Here is a 17,349-nt window from a genome sequence, read left to right as displayed (position 1 = left end):
ACGATTGGGGTGCAGTTCAAGATGGCTGTGCATATTATTCAGAAAAAACTATCTAGTTTTTTCTGAATAAAGGAGAATAATTTAATAATATTTAATGATATGGATTTTAACCTTTTAACACTACTTGATCATTTTTAAATTGGGTTTAATTATCGTCTTCGAGGTTGTATCTGGGGTGTTTGATTTTGCTCGCTGGTTCTTGGGTTTGGTTGTTGTGTATTGTTTTCGCTCGTACCCGAATTTGGAGTTGTTGTACTTTCTTGCGGACTAGAACTCTCTGAAGTTGAGCTAGAGCTTTCAGGTGTCGAGCTTTCAGGTGTCGAGCTTTCAGTTGTTGAACTTTGCTGAGGAGCAGTCCACACAGAACGTGCACCCTTTTTAAAGACGAATTCTCCACCTCTGTAGAGTCCTTCTGGCATAGTCCAGTCACCAGGATGATCATCTTCAGATAAATAAGTCATCATCGAACGGTAAACCTTAGCAGCAACATAGAAGCCATCACCAACGATAGGAGTCAGGCGATTCGAGTAACCAGTCCAAACGGCCATTGAATATTTACGAGTATACCCAACGAACATTTCGTCTGGAGCTACATAACCAGTGTTCTTGATGTAGTTTTCAATCTCATCATCCGTGTAGTTTGATGTACCAGTTTTACCAGCCTGTGGCAACCAAGGGAGGTAGGCTCCTCGACCAGTTCCATATGCCAAGACAGTTTTCATCATATCTGTCATCATATAGGCTGTCGTTTCTTTCATGGCACGAGTACCAGGATCAGAGAATTCTTTCGAACTGCCATCACTAAAGACAATTTTGTTAATATACATCGGTTTGCGGTAGATACCACCGTTAGCAAAAGCCGCGTAAGCAGCAGCCATCTTTTCGCTACTTGCTCCATACTTTTTATCAGATTCAGTTGTATTACTTGAAATGGCATTTGCATAGTGCATATCTGGATAGTCAATACCAAGTCCATTTAGGAAGGTTTTGGCTCTGTCTAAACCAACCTTATTCAAGGTTTCTACAGCTGGAACATTCCGTGATTGCTGGAGAGCATACTGGAGTGTTATGTTTCCAAAGTAACTTCTATCCCAGTTGTAGACGGGAGTGTCTGTTCCAGGATAATTGTAAGGAACATCGTGAACAATTGAAGCAGTTGAATCATAGATATCGTACTCCAAAGCTGGGGCATAATCTGTGATTGGCTTCATCGTTGATCCCCAGTCTCGGTTGGTTTCAACAGCTTGGTTGATTCCAAAGGAAACGTTGCTTGATTGGTGACGAGAACCTAGTTGGGCTATAACTTTTCCGTTTGTGACATCAACAATCGTAGAAGCCACTTGCAACTCATCATCTGGATAGTTGACATACTCTTCCGTATTGTAAATATCCCAGAGACGTTGTTGAACCTTAGAATCAACGTTTGTGTAGACTTCCATACCCGTAGTTAAAAGGTTATAACCTGTTTCCTGTTCAACTTGGTCAATCACCTCTTTGAGGTAATTATCCATGTATGGAGGATAACTGTTAGCCGATTTTAGGCTTTGAAGTCCATCTGTAATCGGAGTATTAATCGCTTTTTCATATTGTTCGGCTGTAATGTAACCTTGTCCCTTCATCTCAGAGAGGACGAGATTACGGCGTTCTTGAGCTGCTTCTGGATGTGAGTATGGATCATACTGGTTTGGAGCCTGAGGCATTCCGGCAAGGAGGGCCAATTGAGGAATACTCAAATCTTTGAGGTCTTTGCCATAGTAACTTTGAGCAGCCGTCTGCATTCCGTAGTTACCGTTTGACATGTAAACCTTGTTGATGTAGTAGGTCAAGATCTCTTGTTTAGTCGCTTTTTGTTCTAGCTGGACGGCGAGCCATGCTTCCTGAGCCTTACGAGAAAGGGTTTGATCAGAAGTTGATGTAGAGAAATAAGTTAATTTAATCAGCTGCTGCGTTAAGGTTGAAGCTCCCTGTAGGCCTCCACCACCACGAAGATTTCGTAGAGTGGCACCGAGGATACGAATAGTATCAACCCCACGGTGATTAAAGAAACGATGGTCCTCAATTGAGACGATGGCATTAACCAACTCCGTAGGGATTTCGTTTGCTTGTGCATTGACCCTACGTTCTGATCCGAGATCGGCAATGAGTTCATCGTTTTTGTCATAGATCTTGCTAGACGTTGTAGCGACTAGTTTACTTTCAGATAGGGCTGGAGCCTTGCTAACATAGTAGAGGAAGAGTCCTCCACCTAGCACAACTGCTGCGATAAATACAGTTAAGAGACAGATGCTGACATACTTAGCTATTCGCAGGATAGTTTGTTTGTTCATCTTGTTTTACCACCTAGTAAATGTTCTTTGATAATATCGAGATAGGGAATCTGGGGAAAGGCACCAGGCTCAATCCTATATCCATTTTCTCGAATATATCCAAGTGGCATTGACTTTTGTCCCCTATCTTGATGATAGAAACGAATCAAGTCAATGGCCGGCAATAAATAAGTTTCTTGCTGAGAAGCAAAGTGAAGAAGGACAAAGCAGATTCCTCGCTGAGCAAGGACCTGTTCCATATGCTGAATCTGATGGTGATGGAAATTCTTCATCGGAATTGCATTTCTTTGCCTAGTTTCCTTTGCTTCAAAGTCGATGTAATATCCATCATAAACCCCTGAATAGTCTGTGGTTGAAGCTTGTCTGAAGTAGGCTTCAACGATCTTAGCTCGACTTCGTTGGGGATAGTCGACACGTACGATTTGGATGGGAGTTGGTTTCTTGTGAATCACTGCTAGCCCATGTGACAAATAGTAGTCGTTCGTAGCGTTGATCATCTTTTCAAAAGACATTCCCCGATTTGCGAAATTTTTAGTTTGTGACGGGGGAGCTTGTCTCTTCTGTGATGAAATTTTATGTGGATAGTTGACCATAATTCTCCTTATTGGTACAATAACATCACTCTATTATATCATAAATTTACAAAGAAAGGGTTAAAAATGACAACAGCCTTGATTTTAGGCTATTCTGCCTTCGACCTTGGTCTCTTTAATGATAAGGATATTCGCGTTGATATTATCAAAACAGCTATTCGGAGAGACCTGGAGCGTTTAGCGGAGGAAGGGGTGAACTGGCTTGTATTTACTGGGGCTCTGGGCTTTGAGTACTGGGTGCTTCAGGTGGCAAAAGACATGAAAATAGACTATGGATTTCAGCTGGCGACCATTTTTGATTTTGAAACCCATGGCAGTAACTGGAATGAAGCCAATCAAGTGAAGTTGAGCGAATTCAAGCAAGTTGATTTTGTCAAATATGCCTATTCACAGTATGAACACAAGGGACAACTACGTGATTATCAGAAATTCTTACTGGAGAACACAGATATTTGCTATCTTTTTTATGATGAAGAAAAGGAAACTAAGTTACAATATTTTTATCAAATGATGAAAAATCAAGCGGACTATGTTACAAGACGATTAACATTTGAGGATTTGAATGAACTAGCAGAAAATTTTTCTGAAAAGTAACCCTTTGACCTTGATTTTTACTTGTCTTTTTTTATATAATAATACTAGTAACCCAGAATGGAGAGAGACATGGCAAGTATTATATTTTCAGCAAAAGATATTTTTGAACAAGAGTTTGGACGCGAAGTACGTGGATATAGCAGAGCAGAGGTGGATGAATTCCTAGATGATGTGATTAAGGATTATGAAACCTACGCGGCTTTGGTTAAATCCCTTCGCCAAGAAATTGCCGATTTGAAGGAGGAGTTGTCTCGTAAACCACAGGCGGCTCCAACTCAGCCTGATTCTATCGAAGTTGCCGCTTCTACCTCGATGACAAATTTTGATATTTTGAAACGCTTAAATCGTCTCGAAAAAGAAGTATTTGGTAAGCAAGTCTTAGACAATCAAGATTGATAATTGACTAAGGGATGAGTGCAATTTTTGGATAATCGCGTGAAGAGAATCTCTTTTCATGAGGAAAGTCCATGCTAGCACAGGCTGTGATGCCTGTAGTGTTTGTGCTAGGCGAAACCATAAGCCTAGGGACGAGAGATCGTTACGGCAGTCGAAATGGCTAAGTCTTCGGATAGGTCAGAATAGGCTTGAAAGTGCCACAGTGACGGAGTCTTTCTGGAAACGGAGAGAGTGGAACGCGGTAAACCCCTCAAGCTAGCAACCCAAATTTTGGTCGGGGCATGGAGTGCACGGAAACGAACGTAGTACTCTGACTACTAGCAGATTTATGCTGTTAGTGGTAGACAGATGATTATCGAAGGAAGTGGTCCTAGTCACTTCTGGAACAAAACATGGCTTATAGAAAATTGCATATAGGTTGGGGCTGAGAAATCTTTCTCAACCTCATTTTTTAAAGTGAACAAAAGAAAGGTCTTGCAAGACTGTAAAATGAAAGAAAAATTTAATTTAATCGCAACTGCTGCAGCGGGTCTCGAGGCTGTCGTTGGACGAGAGGTACGAGATCTGGGTTATGATTGCCAGGTTGAAAACGGCCGTGTTCGTTTCCACGGTGATGTGAAGGCAATCATTGAGACCAATCTTTGGCTTCGTACAGCGGATCGCATCAAGATTGTGGTCGGAAGTTTTCCAGCTAAGACCTTTGAAGAGCTTTTTCAAGGAGTTTTTGCTTTAGATTGGGAAAACTATCTCCCGCTTGGGGCGCGTTTCCCGATTTCCAAGGCCAAATGTGTTAAGTCTAAACTTCATAACGAGCCCAGTGTTCAGGCCATTTCTAAGAAAGCTGTTGTGAAGAAATTACAAAAACACTATGCCCGCCCGGAAGGAATTCCTTTGATGGAAACTGGTCCTGAGTTTAAGATTGAGGTATCCATCCTTAAGGATGTGGCAACTGTTATGATTGACACGACAGGTTCTAGCCTTTTTAAACGAGGTTATCGTACGGAAAAAGGTGGAGCGCCAATCAAGGAAAATATGGCAGCGGCCATTTTACAACTATCTAACTGGTATCCAGACAAGCCCTTGATTGATCCGACTTGTGGTTCAGGAACTTTCTGTATCGAGGCGGCTATGATTGCTAGAAAGATGGCGCCGGGTCTTCGCCGTTCTTTTGCTTTTGAGGAATGGAACTGGGTTAGCGATCGGTTAATCCAAGAGGTCCGTACTGATGCTGCTAAGAAAATTAATCGTGAGATAGAACTGGATATCATGGGCTGTGATATTGATACTCGTATGGTAGAAATTGCCAAGGCAAATGCCCAAGCAGCAGGTGTTGCAGGAGATATCACCTTTAAACAAATGCGGGTACAGGACTTGCGCACTGACAAGATCAATGGCGTTATCATTTCCAATCCACCATATGGGGAGCGCTTGTCCGATGATGCAGGAGTTACGAAACTTTATGCTGAAATGGGACAGGTCTTTGCACCACTGAAAACCTGGAGTAAGTTTATCCTGACCAGTGACGAAGCTTTTGAAAGTAAGTACGGAAGTCCAGCGGATAAAAAACGAAAACTCTATAACGGGACCTTAAAAGTGGATTTGTATCAATACTTTGGTCAGCGTGTGAAACGCCAAGAGGTAAAATAGAAAGGTAAACTCATGAGCAAGAAAAGACATGATCGTCATAAAAAAGAACAGCAAGAGCCACAATTCGACTTTGACGAAGCAAAAGATTTGACTGTTGGTCAAGCAATTCGTAAGAATGAAGAGGTTGAGGCTGGAGTATTGCCTGAGGACAATATCTTGGACAAATACATCAAACAGCACCGCGAAGAGATCGAGGCAGATAAGTTCGAAACTCGTCAGTTTGAAAAAGAAGAACTGGCTTCTACTCAAAACTTAGAGGAATTGATCCAAGAAGTTCGTGAAACAAGTGAACTTTCTGGAGAGGTAGACGATTCAGACCTGGTTTCCGAGGAATCTAGTGAAGAGATAGACAATGAAGAAACTACTCAGTTTGTTCCCCCGCTTCAAGATGAGGAAAGTACTGAAATAGAGCCTCTCGTTTTAACAGAAACAGCATCCAAGGAAATGAATGAGGAAAATGAGGAACAAGAAGAAACCTATACTTCCCTATCACGATCAGTACAGACGGAACCTGAAACAGGCTCTAAAAAGAAACGTGTGATTACCATCGTTTCTGTGGTAGCTGCAATTCTTGTTCTTGCTGGGACGTATTATGTTTACCGTCAGGTATCTCGTTCGAACCAAGAAATCCAGTCTTCTCAATCATCTTCAGGAAATCAAGAATCGCAAACCGACTTGCAAGAGTTCAATACGCTTTATGATTCCTTCTATACAGATGCCAATAAGACTGCTTTAAAAAATAGCCAGTTCGATAAGTTGAGCCAGCTAAAAACCTTGCTGGATAAGTTAGAAGGTAGCCGTGATTATACGCTAGCTAAGTCAAAATACGATAGCCTAGCAACTCAAATCAAGGCCATTCAAGATGTCAATGCCCTCTTTGAAAGTCCAGCTATTACTGATGGTGTCTTAAATACCAATGCTAAAGCCAAGGCGGATGCTAAGTTCACGGAAGTTAAAACGGGAAATACAGAGCTTGATAAACTGTTAGATCAGGCGATTAGTCTTGGTAAGAGTCAACAAACCAGTGCTTCCAGCTCAAGTTCTAGCACGAGTCAAGCAAGCTCAAGTTCAGCTACAGAAAGCAATGCAAGCAGTACGACACCTTCAACAAGCACCACGGCACCATCTAGAGACACAAATGGTGGTTTGTCTGGCGATGGGGTTAATCTTCAAAGAAGTGCTAGTCGTGTACCCTACAACCAATCAGCTGTAGACGATAGCAACAACCCTGCTTGGACGTTTGCAGATGGTGTCTTGGAACAAATCCTAGCAACATCACGTGCTCGCGGTTATATCACTGGCAATCAATATATCCTAGAACGGGTCAATATTGTAAACGGAAATGGTTATTACAACCTTTACAAACCAGATGGAACCTACCTCTTTACCCTAAACTGTAAGACAGGTTACTTTGTAGGGAATGGTTCTGGTCATGCGGATGACTTGGACTACTAGGAGTTCGTTACAAAATTCTTTCTTTTCAAAAGTAAAAATGATAAAATAAAACAAATGAAACAAGAGGAGTGTCACATGACAAAAGCTAACTTTGGTGTCGTAGGTATGGCCGTAATGGGTCGTAACCTTGCCCTAAATATCGAATCTCGTGGTTATACAGTTGCCATTTACAACCGTAGTAAAGAAAAAACAGAAGACGTGATTGCTTGCCATCCAGAAAAGAAATTTGTACCAAGCTATGACGTGGAAAGTTTTGTAAACTCAATCGAAAAACCTCGTCGTATCATGCTGATGGTTCAAGCTGGACCTGGTACAGATGCTACGATCCAAGCCCTTCTTCCACACCTTGACAAGGGTGATATCTTGATTGACGGAGGAAATACTTTCTACAAAGATACCATCCGTCGTAATGAAGAATTGGCAAACTCTGGCATCAACTTTATCGGTACTGGGGTTTCTGGTGGTGAAAAAGGTGCCCTTGAAGGTCCTTCTATCATGCCAGGTGGACAAAAAGAAGCCTACGAATTGGTTGCTGATGTTCTCGAAGAAATCTCAGCTAAAGCACCAGAAGATGGCAAACCATGTGTGACTTACATCGGTCCTGATGGAGCCGGTCACTATGTGAAAATGGTTCACAACGGTATTGAGTATGGTGACATGCAATTGATCGCAGAAAGCTATGACCTCATGCAACACTTGCTAGGCCTTTCTGCAGAAGACATGGCTGAAATCTTTACTGAGTGGAACAAGGGTGAATTGGACAGCTACTTGATTGAAATCACAGCTGATATCTTAAGCCGTAAAGACGATGAAGGTCAAGAAGGACCAATCGTAGACTACATCCTTGACGCTGCAGGTAACAAAGGAACTGGTAAATGGACTAGCCAATCATCACTTGACCTTGGTGTACCATTGTCACTCATCACGGAGTCAGTATTTGCACGTTACATTTCTACTTACAAAGAAGAGCGTGTACACGCTAGCAAGGTGCTTCCAAAACCAGCTGCCTTCAAGTTTGAAGGGGACAAGGCTGAGTTGATCGAAAAGATTCGTCAAGCCCTTTACTTCTCAAAAATCATTTCATACGCACAAGGTTTTGCCCAATTGCGTGTAGCTTCTAAAGAAAATAACTGGAACTTGCCATTTGCGGACATCGCATCTATCTGGCGTGCTGGTTGTATCATCCGTTCACGTTTCTTACAAAAGATCACAGATGCTTACAACCGTGATGCAGATCTTGCTAACCTTCTCTTGGATGAGTACTTTTTGGATGTAACAGGGAAATACCAACAATCTGTTCGTGATATCGTAGCACTTGCTGTTCAAGCTGGTGTGCCAGTGCCAACTTTCTCAGCAGCCATTACTTACTTTGATAGCTACCGTTCAGCTGACCTTCCAGCTAACTTGATCCAAGCACAACGTGACTATTTTGGTGCTCACACTTACCAACGTAAAGACAAAGAAGGAATCTTCCACTACTCTTGGTATGACGAAAAATAAGTAGGTCTGCCATGGGGAAACGGATTTTATTACTTGAGAAAGAACGAAATTTAGCTCATTTTCTCAGTCTGGAACTCCAAAAAGAGCAATACCGTGTTGATCTGGTCGAGGAGGGGCAAAAAGCCCTCTCCATGGCTCTCCAGACAGATTATGACTTGATTTTACTGAATGCTCGTCTGGGGGATATGACGGCCCAGGATTTTGCAGAGAGGCTGAGTCGGACAAAACCAGCCTCAGTGATCATGGTCTTGGACCATCGCGAAGAATTGCAAGACCAGATTGAGACAATCCAGCGCTTCGCCGTTTCTTACATCTATAAGCCAGTGATTATTGATAATCTGGTAGCTCGTATTTCAGCGATTTTCCGAGGTCGGGACTTCATTGACCAACACTGTAGTCAGATGAAAGTTCCAACGTCTTACCGCAACCTACGTATGGATGTAGAACATCATACCGTTTATCGTGGCGAGGAGATGATTGCTCTGACGCGCCGTGAGTATGACCTCTTGGCTACTCTCATGGGAAGCAAGAAAGTCTTGACTCGTGAGCAGTTATTGGAAAGTGTTTGGAAGTACGAAAGTGCGACAGAAACCAATATCGTGGATGTTTATATCCGTTATCTACGTAGCAAGCTTGATGTAAAAGGTCAAAAAAGCTACATTAAAACCGTGCGTGGTGTTGGGTATACCATGCAAGAATAGCAAAGCAGTTGCAGTTTTGTAACTGCTTTTTTTGAGGAATTTCTATATATTGACATACAGTCGGGTCTTTGCTACAATCAGTTATGGAGGAAAATCTAATGAAAACAATAAAAAAATTGATGCAAATTGCATTAGCAGTCTTTTTCTTTGCTTTACTAGCGACAAGCACAGTATTGGCGGATGATGCTTATTCAGAAGGCTGGCAATTTGTCCAAGAAAATGGTAGAACCTACTATAAAAAGGGGGACCTCAAAGAAACCTACTGGCGAGTGATTGATGGTAAGTACTATTATTTTGATCCTTTATCTGGAGAGATGGTTGTCGGCTGGCAATATATACCTGCTCCACACAAAGGGGTTACGATTGGTTCTTCTCTAAGGCAAGATGTTGCTTTTAGACCAGATTGGTTTTACTTTGGTCAAGATGGGGTACTACAAGAATTTGTTGGTAAGCAAGTTTTAGAAGCAAAAACTGCTACAAATACCAACAAACATCATGGGGAACAATATGATAGTCCAGCAGAGAAACGAGTCTATTATTTTGAAGATCAGCGTAGCTATCACACTTTAAAAACTGGTTGGATTTCTGACGGAGGGCATTGGTATTATTTACAGGAGGATGGTAGCTTCGATGCTCGTATCGACAGTTTAACGGTTGGGGAGCCAGTACGTGGTTGGATCAATGATAACTCAACTTGGTACTATTTCAATCCAACAACTGCTGCAATGCAAACTGGGTGGCAACAACTTGGCAATAAGTGGTACTATCTCCGTTCATCAGGAGCTATGGCGACTGGATGGTATCAGGAAGGCTCAACTTGGTATTATTTAGATGAACCAAATGGCATTATGCAAACAGGTTGGCAATACCTTGGGAACAAGTGGTACTATCTCCGTTCATCAGGATCTATGGCAACTGGTTGGTATCAGGAAGGTTCGACTTGGTACTACTTACATACAAGTAATGGTGATATGAAGACAGGCTGGTTCCAAGTCAATGGCAAATGGTACTATGCTTATAACTCAGGCGCCTTAGCAGTGAATACGACTGTAGAAGGCTATTCTGTCAACTATAATGGCGAATGGGTTCAATAATGAAAGGGGCGATTGTGAAGGAAACAATCGCTTTTTTTGTGAAAATATAATAAAATAGATAGGAGGAAATACTACTGTATGAAAAGCAAGACGGTCTTTCCGTCTGGTTAAAGGAAAACATGACAAAAAAAGTTGGTGTCGGTCAGGCACATAGCAAGATTATTTTAATAGGAGAGCACGCTGTCGTATACGGCTATCCTGCGATTTCCCTGCCTCTCTTAGAGGTGGAGGTGACTTGTAAGGTCGTCCCTGCTGAAAGTCCTTGCCTCTATGAGGAGGACACCTTGTCCATGGCTGTGTATGCTTCGTTAGAATATTTAGAGATTAAAGAGGCCTGCATTCGCTGTGTGATTGACTCAGCTATCCCTGAAAAACGGGGAATGGGTTCGTCGGCAGCTATCAGCATAGCAGCTATTCGAGCTGTTTTTGACTACTATCAAGCCGACCTGCCTCATGATATATTAGAAATCTTGGTCAATCGGGCTGAGATGATTGCCCATATGAATCCGAGTGGTTTGGATGCCAAGACCTGTCTCAGTGATCAACCTATTCGCTTTATTAAGAACGTTGGATTTACAGAGCTTAAGATGAACCTATCCGCCTATTTGGTCATTGCTGATACGGGTGTGTATGGTCACACTCGTGAAGCCATCCAAGTGGTTCAGAGCAAGGGGAAGGACGCCCTACCGTTTTTACATGCCTTGGGAGAATTGACCCGGCAGGCAGAAGATGCGATTAGACAAAAAGATGCTGAAGGACTGGGACAAATCCTCAGTCAAGCGCATTTACATTTAAAAGAAATTGGTGTCAGCAGTCCTGAGGCAGACTCTCTCGTTGAAACGGCTCTTAGCCATGGTGCTCTAGGTGCCAAGATGAGTGGTGGTGGGCTAGGAGGCTGTATCATAGCCTTGGCAACCAATTTGACACACGCTCAAGAACTAACAAAACGATTAGAAGAGAAAGGAGCTGTTCAGACATGGATCGAGAGCCTGTAACAGTACGTTCCTACGCAAATATTGCCATTATCAAATACTGGGGAAAGAAAAAAGAAAAAGAGATGGTTCCTGCTACTAGCAGCATCTCTCTGACGTTGGAAAACATGTACACAGAGACGACCTTGTCGCCTCTACCGACGGATGCGACGGCTGATGCATTTTATATCAATGGTCAGCTCCAGAGTGAGGCTGAGCATGCTAAGATGAGCAAAATCATTGATCGTTACCGTCCAGTAGGTGAGGGCTTTGTCCGTATCGATACTCAAAACAATATGCCTACCGCAGCGGGTCTGTCCTCTAGTTCTAGTGGTTTGTCCGCCTTGGTCAAGGCATGCAATGCCTATTTCCAGCTTGGTTTGAATCGGAGTCAGTTGGCACAGGAGGCTAAGTTCGCTTCAGGTTCTTCCTCTCGCAGTTTTTATGGACCACTAGGTGCTTGGGATAAGGATAGTGGGGAAATCTACTCTGTTGATACAGACCTGAAACTAGCCATGATCATGTTGGTGCTAGAGGACAAGAAAAAACCAATTTCTAGCCGTGATGGGATGAAACTCTGTGTGGAAACCTCGACGACCTTTGATGACTGGGTACACCAGTCTGAGAAGGATTATCAGGATATGCTGGTTTATCTCAAAGAAAATGACTTTGCCAAGGTTGGGGAATTAACGGAGAAAAATGCCCTTGCTATGCACGCTACGACCAAAACAGCATCGCCAGCCTTTTCATATCTGACGGATGCGTCCTATGAAGCGATGGACTTTGTCCGCCAGCTTCGTGAGCAAGGAGAAGTCTGCTACTTTACTATGGATGCTGGCCCCAATGTTAAAGTCCTCTGTCAAGAGGAAGACTTGGAGCATTTATCTGAAATATTTGGTCAACGTTATCGCTTGATTGTGTCAAAAACAAAGGATTTGAGTCAAGATGATTGCTGTTAAGACTTGTGGAAAACTCTATTGGGCGGGTGAGTACGCCATTTTAGAGCCAGGACAGTTGGCCTTGGTAAAGGCCATTCCTATCTATATGAGGGCTGAGATTGCCTTTTCTGATAGCTACCGTATCTACTCAGATATGTTTGATTTCGTAGTGGACTTGACACCAAATCCTGACTATAGCTTGATTCAAGAAACGATTGCTTTAGTGGAAGATTTCTTGACCTATCGAGGTCAGGATTTAAGGCCTTTTTCTCTAGAAATCAGTGGAAAAATGGAACGGGAAGGCAAAAAGTTTGGTCTGGGTTCTAGTGGTAGCGTCGTTGTCTTGGTGATCAAGGCCCTACTGGCCCTATATGATATTACGGTTGATCCGGAACTTTTGTTCAAGCTGGCTAGCGCGGTCTTGCTCAAGCGAGGCGACAATGGTTCTATGGGAGACCTTGCCTGTATTGTGGCAGAGGATTTGGTTCTCTACCAGTCGTTTGATCGAAAGAAGATAGCTACTTGGTTGAAAGAAGAAAACTTGGCTACAGTTTTGGAGCGTGATTGGGGCTTTTCTATCTCACAAGTGCAACCAGCTCTAGAATGTGATTTCCTAGTGGGATGGACCAAGCAAGTGGCCGTATCGAGTCAAATGGTCAAGCAAATCAAGCAAAACATAGACCAGAATTTTTTAACTTCCTCAAAAGCGACGGTGTCTGCTTTGGTAGAAGCTTTAGAACAAGGAAAAGCAGAAGAAATCATCAAGCAGGTGGAAACAGCCAGTCAACTTTTAGAAGGTTTGAGCCCAGATATTTACACACCTTCGCTGAGACAGTTGAAAGAAGCTAGTCAAGATTTGCAGGCTGTTGCCAAGAGCAGCGGTGCTGGTGGTGGTGACTGTGGCATTGCCTTGAGTTTTGATGAGCAATCAACTGAAACCATAAAAAATCGCTGGGGCGATCTGGGGATTGAGCTCTTATACCAAGAAAGGATAGGACATGACGACAAATCGTAAGGACGAGCATATCCGCTATGCCCTTGAGCAGAAAAGTTTTTATAATAGCTTTGATGAGGTGGAGTTGATTCATTCTTCCCTGCCCCTTTACGACCTAGATGAGATTGATTTGTCTACAGAATTTGCAGGCCGAAAGTGGGACTTTCCTTTTTATATCAATGCCATGACAGGTGGGAGCAAAAAAGGTAAAGAAATCAATCAAAAACTGGCTCAGGTGGCAGAAGCTTGTGGGATTTTGTTTGTGACGGGATCTTATAGCGCAGCCCTCAAGGATCCTACAGATGACTCATTTTCTGTCAAGTCTAGCCATCCGAAGCTCCTCCTTGGAACCAATATTGGCTTGGACAAGCCTGTTGAGTTAGGACTTCAGACTGTAGAAGAGATGAATCCTCTCCTCCTTCAAGTGCATGTTAATGTCATGCAGGAATTGCTTATGCCCGAGGGAGAAAGAAAGTTTCGAAGCTGGCAATCGCATCTGGCAGATTATAGCAAGCAAATCCCCGTTCCTATTGTCCTAAAGGAAGTGGGTTTTGGGATGGATGTAAAGACCATCGAGAGAGCCTATGAACTGGGTGTTCGAACGGTTGACCTGTCAGGTCGTGGTGGCACCAGCTTTGCCTATATCGAAAACCGTCGCAGTGGTCAACGTGATTACCTTAATCAATGGGGGCAGTCTACTATGCAAGCCCTTCTCAATGCCCAAACCTGGAAAGACAAGGTTCAACTCTTGGTCAGCGGAGGGGTTCGAAATCCTCTTGATATGATTAAGTGCCTGGTCTTTGGTGCCAAGGCTATAGGACTGTCACGTACCGTTCTTGAGTTGATTGAAACCTACTCCGTCGAAGAGGTGATTAGTATCATCCAAGGCTGGAAAGCAGATTTATGCTTGATCATGTGTGCCCTTAACTGTGCCACTATAGCTGATCTGCAAAACGTAGACTATATTCTTTACGGTAAACTAAAAGAAGCAAAAGATCAGATGTAGAGAGGTCGGGACAAGAATCCCGCCCTTTTTTGTCTCTCTTTGTCAAGCGCTTTTTCCATCCTCAGACGGATGCGTCTTTTTTGAATTGTGATAAAATAGAAGGGAGAGGATGCAGCTATGAAAAAATTTCAAATCTTTTTATTTATTGAAGCCTGTCTGTTGACGGGAGCTCTGATTTTGATGGTATCAGAGCATTTTTCGCGTGTTCTGCTGATTCTATTCCTCTTTTTGCTCTTGCTCCGCTATTATACAGGTAAGGAGGGCAACAACGTCTTTCTCCTTGTAGCGACTATTCTTTTCTTTTTCATCGTCATGCTTAATCCCTTTGTGATTCTAGCCATCTTTGTAGCGGTGATCTACAGTCTCTTTCTTCTCTATCCAATGATGAACCAAGAAAGAGAGGAGACGGATTTGGTCTTTGAAGAGGTGGTGACGGTTAAAAATGAACGGAATCCTTGGTTTGGCAATCTTCATCATTTTTCTAGTCACCAGACCTGTCAGTTTGACGATATCAATCTCTTTCGCCTCATGGGCAAGGACACTATTCATTTAGAAAGAGTCATCCTAACCAATCATGACAATGTCATTATCCTTAGAAAAATGGTCGGAACGACTAGGATTATCGTACCTGTAGATGTTGAAATCAGTCTCAGTGTCAACTGTCTCTATGGAGATTTAACTTTCCTCCATCAACCTAAGCGAGCCCTCCGTAATGAACACTATCATCAGGAAACCAGGGACTATCTCAAGAGTAACAAGAGTGTCAAGATTTTCCTAACTACTATGGTTGGCGATGTGGAGGTGGTCAGAGGATGAAAAAGCAATCTTATCTGTTAATCGGTCTGACTTCTTTCCTCTTTATCCTCTTTTTGACCAATAGTCTGCTTGATATTTTTGAACTGGATTTGTCCTATTTGCTACAAGATATTGAGAAAACAGAGAAGTTCATCTTCTTAGTCTTGGTCTTTAGCCTTTCCATGACCTTCTTTTTTGTCCTCTTTTGGCGCGTGATAGAAGAAGTCTCTCGCAGAAAAATGCACGTCAATCTCAAGCGACTGCTAGCAGGAAAAGAGGTCGTTTCTTTTTCAGATCCAGACTTGGATGCGAGTTTCAAGATCTTATCTGGCAAGCTCAATCTCTTGACAGAAGCTGTTCAAAAGGCTGAAAATCAAAGCCTAGTCAAGGAAGAAGCAATCATCGAGAAAGAAAGGAAGCGGATAGCACGCGACTTGCACGATACGGTTAGTCAGGAGTTGTTTGCGGCCCATATGATTTTATCAGGTGTCAGTCAGCAGGCTTTGAAGCTTGATAGGGAAAAGATGCAGACCCAGTTACAAAGTGTCGCAGCCATACTAGAAACAGCCCAGAAAGATCTACGGGTCTTGCTACTGCATTTGCGACCAGTTGAGTTGGAACAAAAGAGCTTGGTTGAGGGGATTCAAATCCTCTTAAAAGAACTTGAGGACAAGAGTGATCTCAAGGTGAGTCTCAAGCAAAATGTGTCTAAATTGCCTAAGAAAATCGAAGAGCATATCTTCCGCATATTGCAGGAGTTGATCAGTAATACCCTCCGCCATGCCCAGGCATCTTGTTTGGATGTCTATCTCTATCAAACAGATGTTGAATTGCAGCTTAAGGTGGTGGACAATGGGATTGGTTTCCAGTTAGGGAGCTTAGACGACTTGAGTTATGGACTGCGAAATATTAAGGAGCGGGTTGAGGATATGGCAGGTACTGTTCAACTTTTGACAGCACCTAAGCAAGGACTGGCGGTTGATATCCGTATTCCCCTGCTTGATAAGGAATCATAAAGGAGTATAAATGAAAATTTTACTGGTAGATGACCATGAAATGGTCCGATTGGGCTTGAAAAGCTATTTTGATCTCCAAGAAGATGTAGAAGTTGTGGGCGAGGCTGCCAACGGTGTTCAAGGGATTTCTTTGGCCTTGGAATTGCGTCCAGATGTCATTGTCATGGATATTGTCATGCCTGAGATGAATGGGATTGATGCAACCTTAGCTATTCTCAAAGAATGGCCTGAAGCCAAGATTTTGATTGTGACCTCTTATCTAGACAATGAAAAAATCATGCCGGTCTTAAATGCTGGGGCTAGGGGCTATATGCTCAAGACTTCAAGCGCAGACGAATTACTGAACGCTGTTCGTAAGGTTGCTAGGGGCGAGCTGGCTATTGAACAAGAGGTCAGCAAGAAGGTCGAATACCACCGCAATCATATAGAACTTCATGAGGATTTGACTGCGCGTGAGCGAGACGTGCTTCAACTCATCGCCAAGGGCTACGAAAATCAGCGCATTGCAGATGAACTCTTCATCTCTCTCAAGACGGTCAAGACCCATGTATCCAACATCCTAGCCAAGCTTGAGGTAAGCGATCGCACTCAGGCTGCAGTCTATGCCTTTCAGCACCACTTGGTGGGGCAGGAGGATTTTTAGATGAGTCTTGCAGATTTACTTGAGGAGCTAGAAGCAGCAAAAGACCCTGAGAAAGCAGGCCCAATGGAAGCCTATATGCGCCATCAATTTCCCTTTTTAGGCGTTGCAGGTCCTGAAAGAAATGCCCTCTATAAAAAGTATTTTCCAAGTGCGAAAAAAACAAAGGTCATTGATTGGAATTTTGTAGACACTTGCTGGGAAAAGGAGCCTAGAGAATACCAATTGTGGCTGCCAACTATTTGAAAGCGATGCAGTCTTATCTAACGAAGGACGATTTGCCTAAGCTTGAGCGTCTGGTCGTGACCAAGTCCTGGTGGGATACGGTAGATATCCTAGATCGAGTAGTAGGAAGTTTGGTGGCTAACCATCCGGAACTTGAAGAAGTGCTTTTAAAATGGAGCCTATCAGACAATATCTGGCTGAGACGAGTCGCTATTGACAACCAGTTGTTAAGGAAAGAAAAAACAAATGTCCAACTGATGGAAAAAATCCTGCTCAACAATCTGGACCAGACAGAATTTTTTATCAACAAAGCCATCGGCTGGGCTCTAAGAGACTACTCTAAAACCAATCCAGAATGGGTAGCACGTTTTATTGAAAAAAATAAGAAGAGAATGGCTGAACTTAGTATCAGGGAAGCGAGCAAGTACCTCTAGCACTATTGAAAAGCGCATTCATT

16 protein-coding genes, 1 other RNA gene and 1 pseudogene are annotated in these 17,349 nt (G+C 43.0%); 16 read left to right on the top strand and 2 right to left on the bottom strand.

Annotation, left to right across the window (positions count from 1 at the left end):
* Positions 1 to 149: 149 nt before the first annotated feature.
* On the bottom strand, positions 150 to 2,327 hold the full coding sequence (gene pbp1a, locus I2H52_RS05705; RefSeq protein WP_195594660.1) for a penicillin-binding protein PBP1A: 2,178 nt from the start codon (positions 2,325 to 2,327) through the stop codon (positions 150 to 152).
* The gene (gene recU, locus I2H52_RS05700; protein WP_007520634.1) at positions 2,324 to 2,920 is read right to left on the bottom strand and encodes a Holliday junction resolvase RecU; all 597 of its coding nucleotides are present in this window, start codon (positions 2,918 to 2,920) and stop codon (positions 2,324 to 2,326) included. Before recU ends, pbp1a begins: the two co-directional genes overlap by 4 nt.
* A 66-nt stretch (positions 2,921 to 2,986) precedes the next feature.
* Here recU and I2H52_RS05695 point away from each other — a divergent pair, with 66 nt between their 5' ends.
* From I2H52_RS05695 to I2H52_RS05615, 16 genes and pseudogenes are all read left to right on the top strand, one after another.
* The gene (locus tag I2H52_RS05695; RefSeq protein WP_007520633.1) at positions 2,987 to 3,514 is read left to right on the top strand and encodes an SLOG family protein; all 528 of its coding nucleotides are present in this window, start codon (positions 2,987 to 2,989) and stop codon (positions 3,512 to 3,514) included.
* A gap of 69 nt (positions 3,515 to 3,583) precedes the next feature.
* Complete coding sequence (gene gpsB / locus I2H52_RS05690) at positions 3,584 to 3,910, top strand: cell division regulator GpsB (protein ID WP_007520632.1); 327 nt, start codon at positions 3,584 to 3,586, stop codon at positions 3,908 to 3,910.
* Positions 3,911 to 3,933: 23 nt separating this feature from the next.
* Positions 3,934 to 4,315: RNase P RNA component class B (rnpB, locus tag I2H52_RS05685), an RNA gene on the top strand.
* A gap of 84 nt (positions 4,316 to 4,399) precedes the next feature.
* A complete protein-coding gene (locus tag I2H52_RS05680) occupies positions 4,400 to 5,557 on the top strand; it encodes a THUMP domain-containing class I SAM-dependent RNA methyltransferase (RefSeq protein ID WP_195594657.1) in 1,158 nt (385 codons plus the stop codon).
* A gap of 12 nt (positions 5,558 to 5,569) precedes the next feature.
* Positions 5,570 to 7,012 (top strand): cell division site-positioning protein MapZ, encoded by a 1,443-nt coding sequence (mapZ, locus tag I2H52_RS05675; RefSeq protein ID WP_195594654.1) that lies wholly within the window; start codon positions 5,570 to 5,572, stop codon positions 7,010 to 7,012.
* 75 nt (positions 7,013 to 7,087) lie between these two features.
* A complete protein-coding gene (gndA, locus tag I2H52_RS05670) occupies positions 7,088 to 8,512 on the top strand; it encodes an NADP-dependent phosphogluconate dehydrogenase (RefSeq protein ID WP_195594651.1) in 1,425 nt (474 codons plus the stop codon).
* Between the two features lie 11 nt (positions 8,513 to 8,523).
* On the top strand, positions 8,524 to 9,213 hold the full coding sequence (locus I2H52_RS05665) for a response regulator transcription factor (RefSeq protein WP_007520625.1): 690 nt from the start codon (positions 8,524 to 8,526) through the stop codon (positions 9,211 to 9,213).
* 98 nt (positions 9,214 to 9,311) lie between these two features.
* Complete coding sequence (cbpF, locus tag I2H52_RS05660; RefSeq protein WP_007520624.1) at positions 9,312 to 10,307, top strand: choline-binding protein CbpF; 996 nt, start codon at positions 9,312 to 9,314, stop codon at positions 10,305 to 10,307.
* A gap of 119 nt (positions 10,308 to 10,426) precedes the next feature.
* Complete coding sequence (gene mvk / locus I2H52_RS05655; protein WP_195594648.1) at positions 10,427 to 11,302, top strand: mevalonate kinase; 876 nt, start codon at positions 10,427 to 10,429, stop codon at positions 11,300 to 11,302.
* A complete protein-coding gene (gene mvaD / locus I2H52_RS05650; protein ID WP_007520622.1) occupies positions 11,284 to 12,237 on the top strand; it encodes a diphosphomevalonate decarboxylase in 954 nt (317 codons plus the stop codon). The genes mvk and mvaD overlap by 19 nt, the downstream gene beginning before the upstream one ends.
* The gene (locus tag I2H52_RS05645) at positions 12,224 to 13,231 is read left to right on the top strand and encodes a phosphomevalonate kinase (protein ID WP_007520621.1); all 1,008 of its coding nucleotides are present in this window, start codon (positions 12,224 to 12,226) and stop codon (positions 13,229 to 13,231) included. The genes mvaD and I2H52_RS05645 overlap by 14 nt, the downstream gene beginning before the upstream one ends.
* The gene (gene fni / locus I2H52_RS05640; protein ID WP_195594645.1) at positions 13,215 to 14,216 is read left to right on the top strand and encodes a type 2 isopentenyl-diphosphate Delta-isomerase; all 1,002 of its coding nucleotides are present in this window, start codon (positions 13,215 to 13,217) and stop codon (positions 14,214 to 14,216) included. The genes I2H52_RS05645 and fni overlap by 17 nt, the downstream gene beginning before the upstream one ends.
* Positions 14,217 to 14,333: 117 nt before the next feature.
* Positions 14,334 to 15,032: a cell wall-active antibiotics response protein LiaF gene (gene liaF / locus I2H52_RS05635; protein ID WP_195594643.1), complete on the top strand. Its 699-nt coding sequence runs from the start codon at positions 14,334 to 14,336 to the stop codon at positions 15,030 to 15,032.
* On the top strand, positions 15,029 to 16,027 hold the full coding sequence (locus tag I2H52_RS05630) for a sensor histidine kinase (RefSeq protein WP_007520616.1): 999 nt from the start codon (positions 15,029 to 15,031) through the stop codon (positions 16,025 to 16,027). Before liaF ends, I2H52_RS05630 begins: the two co-directional genes overlap by 4 nt.
* 10 nt (positions 16,028 to 16,037) lie before the next feature.
* Positions 16,038 to 16,670, top strand: coding sequence for a response regulator transcription factor (locus tag I2H52_RS05625; RefSeq protein ID WP_007520614.1), 633 nt, complete (start codon positions 16,038 to 16,040; stop codon positions 16,668 to 16,670).
* Positions 16,671 to 17,326 (top strand): annotated as a pseudogene (locus tag I2H52_RS05615) (DNA alkylation repair protein).
* The last annotated feature ends 23 nt before the right edge of the window (positions 17,327 to 17,349 follow it).

Source organism: Streptococcus oralis (assembly GCF_015561235.1).
GTDB lineage: Bacteria > Bacillota > Bacilli > Lactobacillales > Streptococcaceae > Streptococcus > Streptococcus oralis_BK.
Note: the sequence above shows the minus strand (reverse complement) of the source record. Positions and strands in the feature narration are given on the sequence as shown.